Genomic DNA, 15,660 nt, shown 5'->3' with positions numbered 1-15,660 from the left:
CCGTTCGTGATCGGGTGTGTTCGTGCCTTGGTCGGATTCGCGGCCGCCGCCTCGGTCGGACGCCGGTGTTACGGTCGGTGGGTGACCGACGAATTGCGCCTCGGAATCCTCGGTGCCGCCCGCATCGCCCCCGCCTCGGTGATCGGACCGGCCGCCCGGCATCCGGCGGTCGTGGTCGGCGCGGTCGCGGCCAGGGACCGGTCGCGCGCGCAGCGCTTCGCCGACAAGCACGGGATCGGGCAGGTGTACGGCAGCTATGCCGAACTGGTCGAGGCGCCCGATCTCGACGCCGTCTACATCCCGCTGCCCAACGGGCTGCACGGTCGCTGGACCCGTGCCGCGCTCGCGGCGGGCAAGCACGTGCTGTGCGAGAAGCCGTTCACCGCCAATGCCGAGGAGGCGCGCGAGATCACCGCGCTGGCCGAGGATTCCGGGCGGGTGGTGATGGAGGCGTTCCACTATCGCTATCACCCGCTGATGACGGCCGCCGAGGAGGTCATCGCCTCCGGCGAACTGGGCACCTTGCTGAGAGTGGAAGCGGCACTGTCGTTTCCACTGCCGCGGTTCTCCGACATCCGCTACGACTACGACCTCGCGGGCGGCGCCCTCATGGACGCGGGCTGCTACGCCGTGCACATGGCGCGTGTACTCGGCGGCGACACCCCCGAGGTGGTCACGGCACAGGCGAAACTGCGTGATCCGCGAATCGACCGGGCGATGACCGCCGAGCTGCGGTTCCCGGCCGGGCACACCGGCCGGATCCGGTGCTCGATGTGGTCGTCGGATGTGCTGCGCATCGGCGCCACCGTGGTCGGCGAGCGGGGCCGGATGCGGCTGGTCAATCCGGTGGTGCCGCACCTGGGTCATCTGCTGATCGTGCGGTCCGAGCGCGGCAGGCGGGTGCGCCGGTTCGACCGCCGCACCTCCTACGACTACCAACTCGACGCCTTCGCCGGGGCGGTGCTGCGTGGCGAGCCGGTCGCGACCACGCCCGCCGATGCCGTCGACACGATGCGGGTCATCGATGACATCTACCTGGCCGCCGGGCTGCCATTACGCCTGCCCCGCTGAGTGCTCGTCGAGGAAGTCGACGAGGTGGCCGAACACGTCCAGTGCCGCGCCACGGCCGATGAAGGTGTCGAGGTGCCCGTAGGAGGGGATCTCGACGTATCGGACGTCCAGCTCCGGATTGCGCGCCGCCAGCACCTCGTGGCAGAGCCTGTTCGAGTCGAGCCAGGCGGCATTGCGGCTGCCCGACAGCAGCAGTACCGGGCAGTCGATCCGGTCGGCGTGGTCGAGCGCGTTCGCCGGGAGGGCCTGATAGCGGTCGTCGTCGAGGTTCCAGCGCACGACGGCGTGGGCGAGTTCCATCTGCCGCAGGTGCGCGAGCGGGGCGAGGGAGATCGTGCCGAACAGCTCGGCCAACCGGTCGTGGGTGCGGGCGTCGAGATGGTCGTGTTCGAACAGTTCCGCACCCATCCCCCAGCCGTGGTGGACCATGCGGCAGGTGGGGTCGGGGCATTCGCCCTTGCGCGACAGGGCGGCGTAGAGCAGGGTGCGTCGTGACCACAGTCCGACCTTGCGGAAGTCGGATTCGAGGTGGTTCACCCGTGATCCGATCAGTTCGCTGCCGAGCAGTACCCGCACTCGCGTCGACGTGCTGACCTTCGGGGTGAGAAAGACGCCCTGAGCCACCACACCGGCCAGGCCGGGCAGCAGGCCCGCGGTCAGGCTCTGTGCCACCGCCAGCGCGCCGATGCAGTGCGCCACCACGAACAGCGGTCGGTCACCGATGTGCGCCCTGACCTCGGCGAGGGCGGCGGGCAGGTCGTAGAGGGCGACGTCGTCGAGAGAGTAGGGCGGACCGGATTCGTTGTACGGCAGGCGGGAGCTACCGCGCCAGTCGAGCAGCCACGATTGGTAGCCCGCGTCGGCGAACACCTGGGTCACGTTCCGGATCTCGGTGAGCGAGAACATCTCCGAGGACACGCCCTGCCCGTGCACCAGCAGCACCGCGGGCCCGTCGGCCGGACCGACCCGGCGCAGGCGCAGGTCGAGGCCATCGGCGGTGCGGAAGGTGAGCACCTCGGGTTCGGTGGTGGTCATCGGCGGTCCTTCCGCAGGGCACGGCGCAGGTCGAGCAGATCGATGCCGACGCGCAGTACCGGTTCCATCAGGCTCTTGCCCAGTTGGCCGCCGAACCAGCTCAGCCACACCAGTTTCGCGAGCCGCTGCTGGCGTTCGGGCAGGCGCGGGTCGACTTCGATGCCGTCGATCTGGTCGGGCAGGTAGGTGTGCGTCGGCACCGCGACCTCGCCGGTGTAGGCGGCGGGTTCGCCGGGGCGGCCGATCTCGATCACCTGGGTGCCGAGCTGGCGGATCAGGCGGCGGCGCGCGGCGGCGAACTTATAGCCGGTCAGCCACCAGGTGGCGCCGGTGGAATCACGCAGTGTCAGTTGATAACGCATGATCGGATGCCGCAGTTCGTCGCGCAGGGGAATGCCCTCGTGCGGACGGACCGTGGCGGTGCCGGTGACGGTGAGCGGCTCGTCGTGCAGTGCGGCGCAGGTGAGTTCGCCAGTCACGTCGAGGGTTCGCGCGGTGAACACCTGGGCGCTGCTGGCGACGGACAGGGTCAGCCGAAGATCGCACGGGATGTCGGCCTCGGTGCCGCTGGGTCCGACTGTGCCGGAGAGTGTTTCGTTGAACCGCAGGTACGGTTGCTCGCCCGATGCGCCCATCGCGGCCAGCGCCTCGAGCATGCGCCCGCGGGCGGGGCCGGAGGTGCTCGGCCGCGGCAGGCCGTTCGCGGCGACGAAGGCGTCGGTGCGGGTGGCCGAGGCGGGTGGGGTGTCCACCATGGCGGCCAGCTGGCGGCGGGCGGCCGGGCTCTGGAGCAGCTGGGCCAGCGATTCCAGTTCCGGCACCGGTCCTTCCTTGATGGCACGCACCACGTCGGTGCACCACTGTTCCCAGTGCTGCACGCGAATCCCCATGCCGCCCAGTGTGGTTTCGGCGACGATCCGGTCGAGGGTGGTCGGTGGCCCGGTCAGGTGGTAGGTGTGGCCCCACGCGGCGGGCGTGGTGACGACCTGCGCGGCGACCCGGCTCACCCAATCCACGGGTGCCGCATTGAGATACCGGAATCCCGGCACGGTGCGGAACCGCAGGAGTGCGGCGGTGATGCCGGTATTGAGGTCGCGTGGGTTGTGCGCGCCGGTCTCCGGATGACTGCCGATCCCACCGGGCCGCAGCACCGTCACCACGACGCCGTGCTCGCCCGCTCGGCGCAGGATGGCTTCGGCGGCCCACTTCGAGCGGTCGTACCCGATCGGCAGCGTCGCGACGTTCGCGGTCGGTGTCTCCTCGCCCAGCGTGGTGGCGTCGGACCCGTTGAAGACCGCGAGCGAGGAGATGTGGTGCAACGGTTTGGGTCGGGTGGTGCAGGCCAGTTCGGCGAGCGTCAGCGGGCCGAGCACGTTGGTCCGGCGCAGGGAGGGGTAGCCGCGTAGGAAGTCCACCGCGGCGCCCGCGTTGACGATCGAATCGACCTCGGCGGCAAGGGAATCCCAACGTTGCGCCGTCAATCCCAGCCGTGGCTCGCGCAGATCACCCGCGAGCGGCGTCACCCGCCGCAGCACCTCCCGCGACCAGGGCAGTGCGTAGCCACGAACAGCCTGTTCGAGCCGTCGGGTCGCGGCGGCATCGTCCTCGGCGCGCACCAGACAGATGACGTGCGCATCGCTGTGCCGCAACAGGTCCAGCAGCAGATGGCTGCCGAGGAATCCGGTCGCCCCGGTCAGCAGGATGCGGCGCGGGGCAATGCGCTCGGGCGCCGCCACCACCGGGAGCCGGTCGGCCCCAGCCAGGTCGGCGAAGAGTTGCGCCAGGTCATCGGTATCGGCGTCCGCATCTCGACGCACCGAGCCCGTCGGCGCCGAAGCGCCCGTATCGCCACCCGCTACCGGTTCTGAGGCTGAGGCCCCCGACCACGTGCCGGTCGTCCCGACTGACCCGGCGATCAGTAGCGACGGCGACGGCGACGGCGACGGCGACGGCGACGAGAAACCATCCGCCGTATCCGCGGTCGACTGTGCCCTAGCGACGACCACTCCGCCTACCGCGACGCCGGTCCCTCGCCCCGACGTGGCACTTTCGGAGCCGTTGCTTTCGGCTCGCGGCGCGACGTACTCCGGATGCTCGGCCAGCCAGCGTCGGGCGAGCCTGCGTGGTCGCGCGTCGAAGAAGACGGTGTCCAGGTCGAGGTGGATGTTCAGGTCGCGCGCCAGGGCCGCGACGAATTCCACCGCGGCGATGGAACTACCGCCCGCGTCGAAGAAGTCGGTGTCGGCATCGAGGGATTTCGTGCTGAACAGATTCGCGACCGCGGTGACAGCAGCGACCACTGCCTCGAGGTCGGTGGCAGCCGCCTTGCCGCCGCTGTCCGCCCGAGCGGCATCGATCGCGTCAGCGGCTGCGGGCCACGCTCCGCCGCGCCGCGTTTCGATCGGTCCGGAGGCCGCGCCGACTGTCACCGCCGGTGCGCGACCCGGATCGTTCTCGCCACCATCCACGGAGCCGGACTGCGGCGAGTCGCCGTTCTCGCGCGACCGGGACGACTTGCCTTCGCCCCGCTGATCGGTCCCGCCGGGTGTCGGCGACGCGTCGTGTTCGTTCTCCACGTGTGGCCGAGCCGTGGGTTCGATGAGCTCGCCGGCCGGACCACCCGTGCTCGTGACGCCGACGCGGGACAGCAGCGACGCGATGTCCATACCCGCGGTTGCGCGTTCGAGGGATTCTCCTCGGGCGCGCCGGTCGACGGACGGGTTGCGGACGGTTGTCGGTTCGTCGGGATCGGTCACCCGGTCACCTCCTCGGTGTTCGCGGTGGTGTGCCAGGACCTGAACTCGCGCAATCGGTTCGGTGTGGTCGTCACTTCCTGCGGCCCTGCACTGATCGAGCTGTCTTGGAGGCGGGCGGCCAAGCGGCGGGCGGGTTCGTTGCGGGCGGTGTGGTCGACCGACAGGTGGACCGTCGAGCAGCCGAGGGCGTCGGCGCGGTCGGCGACCCACTGGAGGAGGCGTTCTTCGACACCGCGGGCGAGGGCTCGGCAGCTGAGTTGCCAGCCGGTGATCCGGAGCGCGTCGCCGTCGGCGTGCAGGGCGAGTACGGAGATGAGGCCGTAGTCGCCGAAGCGGTCGCGCGCCGTGGCGGTCCACACCTCGCCGTGCTCGTGCCACCGGTCGAGGTCCTCGGCGGTGACAGCGCCCAGAGTGAATTGGGTGGTCCGGCGCACGAGTTGGCGTGCTCGCGTCAGGGTGTCTTCGGTCAGCGGCTCGATATCGACTTCCAGGCCCAGCTGGTCGAGGAACTCCTCGAATTCCAGTGCGGCACGGGCATGATCGCGGTCGGACTCCTGCCGATAGAAGTCGGCGCGCAGGCGATCCTCGGTGGTCACCGCGAGCGGGACCATTGGCCAGAGGCGCGTGAGGAACGATTCGAGTGCGTCGGCGGGTGGGCAGGTCACCGACAGCACCTCGGGCAGCTGCGCACGCATTCGCGCCACCTCGACGGGGTTGTCGTCGAGGAAGCAGAAGGTGTCCAGGCCGAGACCCAGCGTGTGGGCGATATTCTCCAACCGGTCCGGTTTTCCGTCCCAGCCCGCCGAGACGGCGGCGAAGTCCGCCTGGCCCAGCGGACTGTCCGACCGGTCCAGGATCGCCCGGACGGTGTCCTCGTCGTTGTTGCTCACCAGCACGAGCAACGTCCCCGCCGCGCGCCACTGGCGCAGCCGCCGTGCCAGCTCGCGACGCGTCGCGTCGAATTCGACTCCGGCAGCACCGATCTCACCCGCGATCCCACTCCACAGCGTGTCGTCCCCATCCACCGCGATGACCTTCGGCGAGGGTTCGGAGATGGCCGTGACGGTGGCAGCGAGGGTCAGGGCGATGGCGGCCTGGAACTCCGGCGTGAAGGGCAGGTGCGCCAGGACTTCGGTGCGCTCGTCGAATGGATCGGCCACCGCGTGCAGGCGCGTCCACTCTCCCGATTCGAGCACGGCGACACCGGGAACATCGCGCAGGTTCTCGACAAGGGTCCGCTCCCAGGCGAGCAACCGATCCGCGGCTTGCCGCGTCGGCGCCACGCCGACGATGATCGGCCGACCCGTACGCTCGACGACGCCCTTGATCACTGTGGGGAACTCGACGGCCAGCTCGGCGAGGACCTCGTCGGTGACCTCGCCGAAGCGCTCCAGATCCGCCGCCCGCACCAGCACGACACCGAGTGTGGTCGACGGCTGCGCGAACACGCCCGACGGGTCGCGCAAGCATGCCAGTACGTGGTGGTACGGCGCCTCCGCGACGGAGATCGCGCTCGCCGGTGACGCGGCGACCAGCAGTTCGGGCAGCCTGCCGAGGGCGAAAGTCGCCGCGACCGCCGCCCGGACTCCCGAAACATCCTGCGGCCCAGTCGTTTCGGCGCGGACAGCGGCGCCGGGATCGGCGACGGCGGCTTCGACCACCGCCAGATAGTCCGTCCCGAAGTCGGCGCAGGTTCGCGCGTCGATGATGTCGGTGTTGTAGGTGAACCAGACCTGCCCGGTGTCGGGGAGCACCGCGATCATGAGGTCGAGGTCGGAGTAGCCGGTGCTCACCGGGACGATCTCGGCCCGGCCGACCGCCGAGTTGGCGCGCAGGTAGTTGAAGTACACCTCCACCAGCGGCGCGTTGTCGCGGGCGAGACCCTCCCCGGCGAGCGCGGCGATCACCTCGGCGAAGCCCGCGCCCGGCGCGAGCAGGTTGCGCAGGCGGTCGCCGGTGCGGCGCAGCACGTCGGCGACGAGATCACCGGTTTCCACGGCGGCCGGGAAGGGCACGGGCACACCGAAATACCCGACCGCATCGGTCGCGTCGGCGTGCATCCGGGTGTCCACGGGGACGGCCACGGCGAACCGGTCGACCTGCTGCCTGCGCGCGAGAGTGACGGTGAGCGCGCCGAGGAACACCGCGGCCGGGGTGATGCCGAGTTCCCGTGCCCGCTCGGCCACCCGATCGTGCAGACCCTGCGGCATGTCCAGCGCGAGCGCACCGGCACCGTAACCGCGCTCGGCCGGACGCGGCTGTGCCAGCGTCAATTCGAGCCGCTGCGCACCGGCGAACGCGGCCCGCCATCGGGCGACCGCGTTGTCGTCGCGCCTGGCCGGCTGGGCGGCGAGCAGCTGGTGCAGGTCGCGGTTGGTCACCGTGTCGTCGAGGCCGATGCCGGACAGTTCCGCCACGAGTTCGCCCGCGACCAGCAGCATCGACTGCACATCGCTCATCGCGTGGTGCGCGCCGAAAAGCAGGACCTGGTCGGCGGATTCGGCATCGAGCAGCGCGAAGCGCCACAGTGGTCCGGTCGCCACGTCGAAGGGTACGGCCATCAGGTCGCGGAACTCGGCCTCGGCGGCAGCGTCATCGAGGTGGTCGAGGGCACGCCAGTCGATCGACAGCGCGGCTTCGCGATGGATTTCGAGCTGGCGGCCGTGCTCGTCACTGGGCCGAATCGCGGTGCGCAGGGCAGCATGTCGGCGAGCCAGCCGGGCCACCGCCTGCTCGAGGTCCGGCCGGGTGACCCGCGTGCGCAGCCGCACCGCGACACCACCGGTCTGCGCGGCGCTCGGGATACCGAGCTGTTCGGTCCGGAGCAGCCGCATCATGTCCCTGGTCACCGGCAGCACTTCGACCTCGGGTACGTCGAGGGCGAGGGTCTCGGTCGAGCCGGAGTCCTGCCGCGCGACCTCGTCGACCAGATAGGCCGCGAGATCGGTGAGGTTCTGTTCGGCCAGGATCGTGCCGAGCGGCACCGCGATCCCGGTGTGCTCGCGCACCTTGTTGCGCAGTTCGACCGCCATCAACGAGTCGAGACCGAGACTCTGGAAGGTCTCCTCGGCCGCGACGGTCGCGGTGCCCGTGTGCCCGAGCACTTCCCCGGTCCATCCGGCGACGGCCGCGGTGACCACGGTGATCGCCTCTGCTCGCGGGAGCGCTCGAAGCTCTCGCGCGAACGCCGATCCCGTCGCGGGATCGACCGCCGCGTGATCGGCCACGGCCCGCCGCGGAACCCGGCGCACGAGCCCGCGCAGCAGCGGCGGCACCGCGGGCGAGCGGCGCAGGACCTCGGTGTCGAGCAGCAGCGGGACCAGCATCGGATCACCCTGTGCCAGTGCGGCATCGAAGCAGGCCATCCCCTCGGGCACCGAGAAGGCCCGCACGCCCGCGCGGGCGATGCGCCGGATATCGGCCTCGGCCATGTGCTCGTGCATGTCGACTTCCCAGGCGCCCCAGGCCAGCGATTGCGCGGGCAGCCCGAGTGACCGGCGATGGACGGCGAGCGCGTCGAGATAGGCGTTCGCCGCCGCGTAGTTCGCCTGACCCGGTGTACCGAACAGGCCGCCCGCCGCGGAGAACAGGACGAAGATCGACAGGTCACGGTCGGCCGTCAACTCGTGCAGATGTTGCGCCGCATCGACTTTCGGACGAAGGACCGCAGTGAGCTGGTCCGGGGTGAGCGAGCCGATCGTGGCGTCATCGAGGACACAGGCCGCGTGAACCACACCCGCCAGCGGCAATCCGTCCAGCAGTTCGGCCAGCGCCGACCGATCGGTGATGTCGCACGCGGCGAACCGCACCCGCACCCCACGCCGCTCGAGATCGTCCCGCAACTCCGTGCCGCCGGGTCCGTCGATGCCACGTCGGCTGACCAGCACCAGATCCCGCACCCCGTAAGCGTCGGCCAGATGCCGGGCGAGCGCGGACCCGAGGCGCCCCGGCGCCCCGGTCACCAACACGGCACCGTCACCGAGCGATACCCGCCGCTCCGGAGCCGGCCCTTCGGACAGCCGAGCCAACCTGGGCACGAACGCCAGGCCCTCCCGCACGGCCACCTGCTGCTCCCCGGCAGCGAGAACGGCCGCGAAGTCCACCTCCGCGTCAGCACTGTCCACCAGCACAATCCGCCCCGGATTCTCCGATTGCGCCGACCGCACCAACCCCCACACCACCGCACCGACCGGATCAGGCCCCACACCGCCCACCGCATCGCGGGCCACAGGCGCGCCCACCGCGCCGATCCCGGAATCTTCCGCATGACTCACCACGGCGGTCGCGCGCGGACCGACCACGTCGGGCTGCGTCGCGCGCGTGTTCGCGGAACAACCCTGGGCAGCGCCCGCACTCGAGCGGGCGTGGTCCCCCACGTCATTCGACGCTCCCCGCGTGCCAGCGCGGGCGTCGTCCGCGACACCCCCGGGCAACCCGCCTGTACCTGCCGCAGCGGAACGGACTGCGCCCGACGCACTCACGGCGACACCCGGCACCGCCGAGGTGGAGCCGGCTAGGTGGACCGCGTCTCGCGTGTGCAAGACCAGGGTCGTTGCTTCGAAGCGGCTGTCGCCGAGGAAGTTCTGCAGTGCGGCGAGGACACCCTGCGAGGTGTCGTGTACTTCTGTCGGCGAATTGCCTTGGGGGACAGTCAGGATGACGACGTCGGTCGTTCCGGGTTCGGTGGCGTTCCAGTCGCCGATGCTGTGCGCACCGGGTGCTGTGGCGACGCGCAACGGGGTCCACTGCACCTGGAACAGACGGCGATGCGCAGGGGCGAGTTCGGCGGCCTGCCATTGCGTGGGGTCGACCGGACGCAGGAGCAACGACCCCACCGACACGACCGGCTGCCCGGTACGGTCGGTCGCGGACATGGTGACCGTATCGGCGCCGGAACGGGCGAGCCGGACGCGCAGCACGGTGGCACCGGTGGCCGACAGCGCCACATCGGACCAGACGAACGGCAGCAGAGCGTGTTCGCCCTCGTCGGCGAACAGCGCGGTCGCGTGCAGGGCAGCGTCGAGCAGCGCCGGATGGATCCCGAACTCGGCGGCATCGCCGTGTGCGGACTCGACCAGTTCGACTTCGACGAAGATCTCGTCATCCCGGCGCCACGCAGCCCGCATCGCCCGAAACACGGGCCCGTAATGGTGGCCACGGGCGAACAGTCGGCTGTACAGCTCGTCGATATCGACGGCGACGGCCCCGACAGGAGGCCAGGCGTGCATCGGCATCGCATCGTGCACGGCTCCGTCGTGGCGCGCCACACCGCGCAACCCGCCGACGCCGGCCGGAGGCCGCGGCGCCCCAATGGCCGCGGAGTAGTCGGGCCGGGCACCGCCCGACAAGCGGCTGGGCACGCCATCGATCGTGTGTCCGGGTCCGAAGGCCCCCGCCCTGCTGTCCGGATCGAGGCCGTTCACGCGGCCGGAGGCAACCCCGCCAACCCTGTCGAGCGTGGCATCGTCGTCATCGGTCGAGCCGTGACCGGACGCCGGCGCACTAGCGGACGAGCTGCCCTGCGCCACCGAGTAGTCGAGCTCCTCGGCCAGGATTCCCTCGGCGTGCAACATCCACCGCGCATCCGGTTCGCTCTCGGGTCGAGCGAAGATCCGCACCGTACGGCAGTGATCCGCATCGGCCCCACCGACCACGACCTGGATCTGCACGGACCCTTGCTCGGGCACCAGCAGCGGCGCACGCAGCACCAGCTCGCGCACCACTGGGCAGTCCACCTCGTCGCCGGCCCGGACCGCCCATTCGACCAGGGCCGCACCGGGTACCAGGACCACATTCGGTCCCGCGTGGTCGACGACCCACGGTTGCTGTGCGCGCGAGATCCGGCCGGTGAGCGATACTCCACCCGAATCCGGCTGCGGCACAGCGGCACCCAGCACCGGATGGGTGACATCGTCGAGGCCGAGCGACCCGGTGTCGCGGTTGGCGCCCTCGGTCCAGAAGCGACGCTCGTCGAAGGCGTAGGTGGGCAGGTCGACCCGTCCGCGTTCGGGCACGAGCCGGGACCAGTCGAGATCGTGCCCGGCGACGTACAGCGCGGCCTGGGCCCTGGCCAAGGCGGTCGGTCCGTCCTCGTCGCGGACCAGCGAGCCGACCGCGATGACCTCGCGGTCCAGCTCGTCGGCGACCGTTTTCACCGCCGCCGTCAGCGACGGGTGCATGCCGAGTTCGACGAAATACCGGAACCCGTCGGCGATCAGTCGCTCGACGGTGGCCGCGAATCGCACGGTCTCGCGGGCGTTGCGGTACCAGTAGTCGGGCCCGGCGGGCGCCTCTGTCACCGGTTCACCGGTCACCGTCGAGTACCACGGCACGGTGGGCACCGCCGTGGTCAGATCGGCCAGCTGATCGGTCAGCGGCTCGCGGATGACCTCGATCAATCCGCAGTGCCCGGCGAGTCCGGGACCCGACGCGCCAAGCCGCGTGTAGATCCCCGCCCGGTCCAGCTCGGCCAGCAATTCCGTCACCGCGGCCTGCTCACCCGCCACGATCGTGGACCGCCGGACATTGACCGCCGCGATCGACACCCGCCCGTCGAACGCGCGCAGCCGCGTGGCGACCTCGGCTTCGGGCAGGCCGATCATCGCCATGGCCGCCGGTTCGTCGATGGCCTGCATGAGACGGCTGCGGGTGACGACGATCCGCACCGCGTCGTCCAGGGTGAGCACCCCGGCGCAATAGGCGGCCGCGATCTCGCCCTGACTGTGCCCGAGCACCGCGTCCGGGCCGACCCCGGCCGCGCGCCAGGTGGCGGCCAGCGCGGCCATGGTCGCGAACAGCAGCGGCTGCACGACGGGGAAATCGAAGAGATCCTCGGCACTCAGAGTGGTGAGTCGGTCCACCAGCGACCACCCGATGTGCGCGCCGAATGCCTTGTCGCACAGCTCGAATTCCGCCCGGAAGTCCGCGCTGGACACGAGCAGATCGCACGCCATGCCGACCCACTGCATGCCCTGCCCGGGAAAGACGAAGGCCGTCTTGGCATTGGTCAGCACCGGCCCGGCACCGACCACCACATCCGCCGAGGACCGGCCGTGCACCAGATCACCCAGCGCGGCGACCATGCCGTCACGATCGGCGGCAACCACCACCGCCCGGCGCTCGAACTGGCTGCGCTGCACCGCCAAGGCGCGCGACACCTGTCCCGGCTCCAGCCGAACATCGGCCTCGACCAGCGCGAGCAAACGTTTCGCCTGCCCGTGCACCGACGCCTCGCTGCGCGCCGAGATCGGCAGCAGCGACACGCCACCGGCGGCGGGCTCGGCCTCCTCGACCGCGGTCGGCGGCGCTTCCTCGAGAATCAGGTGCGCGTTCGTTCCGCTCAGCCCGAAGGCACTCACACCGGCCCGGCGCGGACGATCACCGCGCTCCCACTCCCCCGCCTGCGCGTGCACGGCCACCCCGCTGCGCGCCCAGTCGACGTGAGGTGAGGGCTCCGTCGCGTTCAAGGTGGCCGGAATCCGTTCGTGCTGCAATGCGAGCACCAGTTTGATCACGCTGGCCACGCCCGCGGCTGCCTGCGTATGTCCCACATGGGATTTCAGCGAGCCGATACCCAACGGCCGCGCCGGATCGCGTCCCGGCCCGAAGACCCGGGCCAGTGCCCGCGCCTCGATCGGATCGCCGAGCGCCGTCCCGGTCCCGTGCGCCTCCACGTAGTCGATGTCGTGCGGCGCCAGCCCCGAGGCTCGCAGCGCCGAACGCAACACCTGCTCCTGTGCGGCGCCGTTGGGAGCGCTCAGCCCCTGACTGCGACCGTCCTGGTTGACCGCCGAGCCGCGCACGACCGCAAGCACCCGGTCCCCGTCGCGACGCGCGTCACCGAGCCGCTTCAACAGCACCAGCCCGGCGCCCTCGGCCCACACCGTCCCGTCCGCCTCGGCGGAGAACGGCGCGCAGCGGCCCCGCGGCGACAACACGCCCAGCTTGCACAGCTCGATATGGGCGACCGGCGACATCAGCAAGGTCGCCCCGCCCGCCAGCGCCATCTCGCACTCCCCCGCGCGCAGCGCCTGCATGGCCAGGTGCATCGCGACGATCGAGGACGAACAGGCGGTGTCGAGGGTGACCGCGGGCCCGTGCAGACCCAGTGTGTAGGAGATGCGACCGGAGGCCACGCTGGGCGAAAGACCGGTTCCCACTTGGCCGTTCAGTTGGTCGGGCGCCGGGTCGGCCAGATAGCCGGTGCTGTACACGCCCAGATACACCCCGGTCGCGCTGCCGTGCAGGGTGCGCGGATCGCGGCCGGACCGCTCGATCGCCTCCCAGGCCAGCTGCAGCATCATCCGCTGCTGCGGGTCCATCACCGCGGCCTCGCGGGGGCCGATGCCGAAGAAGGCGGCGTCGAAGCGGTCGATCCCGTCGACATAACCGCCACGGAAGGTGTAGGCGGTGCCGGGCGTGGTCGCATCGGGGTCGTAGAGGCCGTCTATGTCCCAGCGGCCCGGTGGCACCTCCGACAGGCCGTCGGTCTCGCCGTCGAGGAGCCGCCACAGGGCTTCCGGGGAGTCCGCGGCACCGGGGAATCGACAGGACATGGCGATGATCGCGATGGCATCGTCGTCATCCGCGTCGTCGCGCGCTTCCGGTTCGACGGCTTCGGGTGCGGCGGTGTCGCCCTCGGCCGCCCCGGCCAGCACCGTGGCCACACCCGCGATCGTCGGATGGTCGAAGAACAGATTCGTGTCGATGAAGCGGCCGACGAAATCGGACAGGTCGACGACCAGCTCCACCAGATCGGCCGAGCCCAAACCGAATTCGACCAGCGGACGATGAATGTCGACCCGTTCGGGATCGAGCAGTGCCTGCCGGGCGATCGCGTGCACCAGCCACGACCGCACCGCCTCCACGGACAACTCCGCCGCGGGCGCCTCGACCGCGGGCACCTCGGCCGCCGTCTCGAACTCCTCGAACTCGTCCTCGGGCGAGCGCATCGGCCCCGCCAGCAACGCCAGCACGTCACCGGACAGATACGCCGCCCGGCACGCCGAACGCTGGATCTTGCCGCTGCTGGTCTTGAACACGGTCCCCGGCCGGATCAACAGCACCGCGGCGAGCGTCAGCCCGTGCTCGCTCGACACCGCGGCCCGGATCGCGCCCTCCGCCGCGGCCAGCTCCCCGGGATCGGAGCCACGCACCTCGGCCACGACGACCGGCTGTTCACCGTCCGTACCGGCCTCCACGGAGAAGGCCGCTACACAGCCCGCGCGCACCTCGGAGTGCGCCGCCTCCACGGTCGCCTCGATGTCCTGCGGATAGTGGTTGCGACCGTCGACGATGACCAGATCCTTGTGTCGACCGGTCACGAAAAGCTCACCGCTGGAGAGGAATCCGAGATCACCGGTGCGCAGGAAGCGGCGGTCGTCGCCGGGCAGGGTCGCCCCGAACACCTCGGCGCTCGCCTGCTCGTCCCGGAAGTACCCCGCCGCCACGCTGTCCCCGGCGACCCAGATCTCGCCTTCCTCGCCGTCGGCGCGGGCGATGCCGCTGCCCGGATCGACGATCGCGAGCGACATGCCCGCCGCCGCCGGGCCGACACCGACGAGTTCCCTGCCGTGCGCGGAGATCCCCGGCACGATCGTCGGCGCCGCGGTGGTGGTCGGCGCGGTGACGATCAATGTCGCCTCGGCCAGCCCATAGACCGGCTGCTGGGCTTCGGCGCGGAAACCCGCGCGGGCGAAGGTGTCGGCGAAACGCCGTACCGTCGCGGCCCGGACCGGTTCGGACCCGTTGAACGCCACCCGCCAGCGACTCAGATCGAGCTGATCGATCTGTTCCGGGGTCACCCGCCGAAGACACAGTTCATAGGCGAAATTGGGTCCGCCGCTGGTGTGCGCGCCGTAGGTGGAAATGGCCTGCAGCCAGCGTTCCGGCCGCTGCAGGAAATGCAGCGGCGACATCAGCACCGAATTCGCACCGAGATACACCGTGTGCAGCAGCGGCGCGATCAGGCCCATGTCGTGATACATCGGCAGCCAGCTCGCGAACAGGGCACCGTCCCAGGACTCCACCAGTGCGCGATCGTGCCCGAGACCGGCGGCGAGCGCCTCCTGATTGTGCAGCAGATTGCCGTGGGTCAGGACCACACCGCGCGGCGCGCTGGTCGAACCGGAGGTGTACTGGATGAAGGCCACCGAGTCCGGCGACAGATCCGGCTCCTGCCAGCGCAGGGCGGCGGCATCGGGCAGCTCGTCGGTGGCCAGCCCCGGCAGTCCCGCCAGTTCGGGAATCTCCGCGCTCAGCGCCGCCGACTCCGCGACCACCCGCCGCGGCGCCAGCACCACGTCGACCTCGGCGTGCGCGACCATCCGCCGCAGTCGGCGCAGCGATCGGTTGTCCCATTCGGGCAGCGGCGCGGGCACGGCGACGACCCCCGCGGCCAGACACCCGAAGAAGGCCTCGGCGAACTCGGGTCCGGCCGGGAACAGCAGCAGCGCCCGGCGCGGCGCGGAGTCCTGCAGGACCGCGCCGATCGCCCTGGCACGGCGCCCCAGCTGGGCATAGGTCAATTCGCGAACGACACCATCGACGTCCCCATTGTCCAAGAATCGATAGACCACCTCGGCCGGCCGATTCTGGACCCGGGCGAACAATGTCTCGACGAAAGTGTTGAGCACGAACTACTTCCTCTGACCGTGGAACCCGCTGACTGCGCCCACACTAGCGGGCAGGTGACCACGCCTGCCGGACCTTCGAAATAGACTCCATCATGGTTAGCCCCGGTAATTAGGGGCTTCTGAATATCGACTCCGGTTGCTATGGCCACAATTCCACGATTGCA

4 protein-coding genes are annotated in these 15,660 nt (G+C 70.6%); 1 reads left to right on the top strand and 3 read right to left on the bottom strand.

Annotated elements, in window-relative coordinates; translation table 11 throughout:
* Positions 1–81: 81 nt before the first annotated feature.
* Positions 82–1,071 carry a Gfo/Idh/MocA family protein gene (locus ACFVVM_RS03975; protein WP_387612714.1) on the top strand — a complete coding sequence of 330 codons (990 nt, stop codon included), beginning with the start codon at positions 82–84 and terminating at the stop codon, positions 1,069–1,071.
* Here ACFVVM_RS03975 and ACFVVM_RS03970 read toward each other — a convergent pair.
* The 3 genes from ACFVVM_RS03970 to ACFVVM_RS03960 are packed head-to-tail and all read right to left on the bottom strand — an operon-like array spanning position 1,054 to position 15,496.
* Positions 1,054–2,106, bottom strand: coding sequence for an alpha/beta hydrolase (locus ACFVVM_RS03970; RefSeq protein ID WP_387612713.1), 1,053 nt, complete (start codon positions 2,104–2,106; stop codon positions 1,054–1,056). The two genes, ACFVVM_RS03975 and ACFVVM_RS03970, sit on opposite strands and share 18 nt — an antisense overlap.
* Positions 2,103–4,862, bottom strand: coding sequence for a thioester reductase domain-containing protein (locus ACFVVM_RS03965; RefSeq protein ID WP_387612712.1), 2,760 nt, complete (start codon positions 4,860–4,862; stop codon positions 2,103–2,105). Before ACFVVM_RS03965 ends, ACFVVM_RS03970 begins: the two co-directional genes overlap by 4 nt.
* The gene (locus tag ACFVVM_RS03960) at positions 4,859–15,496 is read right to left on the bottom strand and encodes an HAD-IIIC family phosphatase (RefSeq protein ID WP_387612710.1); all 10,638 of its coding nucleotides are present in this window, start codon (positions 15,494–15,496) and stop codon (positions 4,859–4,861) included. Before ACFVVM_RS03960 ends, ACFVVM_RS03965 begins: the two co-directional genes overlap by 4 nt.
* Positions 15,497–15,660: the final 164 nt, after the last annotated feature.

The organism is Nocardia sp. NPDC058176 (genome assembly GCF_042883805.1).
Taxonomy (GTDB): Bacteria; Actinomycetota; Actinomycetes; order Mycobacteriales; family Mycobacteriaceae; genus Nocardia.
Note: the sequence above shows the minus strand (reverse complement) of the source record. Positions and strands in the feature narration are given on the sequence as shown.

Coding starts and splice junctions, on each gene's coding strand:
- ACFVVM_RS03970 (WP_387612713.1), bottom strand. CDS start 2,106: ATGACCACCACCGAACCCGAGGTGCTCACCTTCCGCACCGCCGATGGC.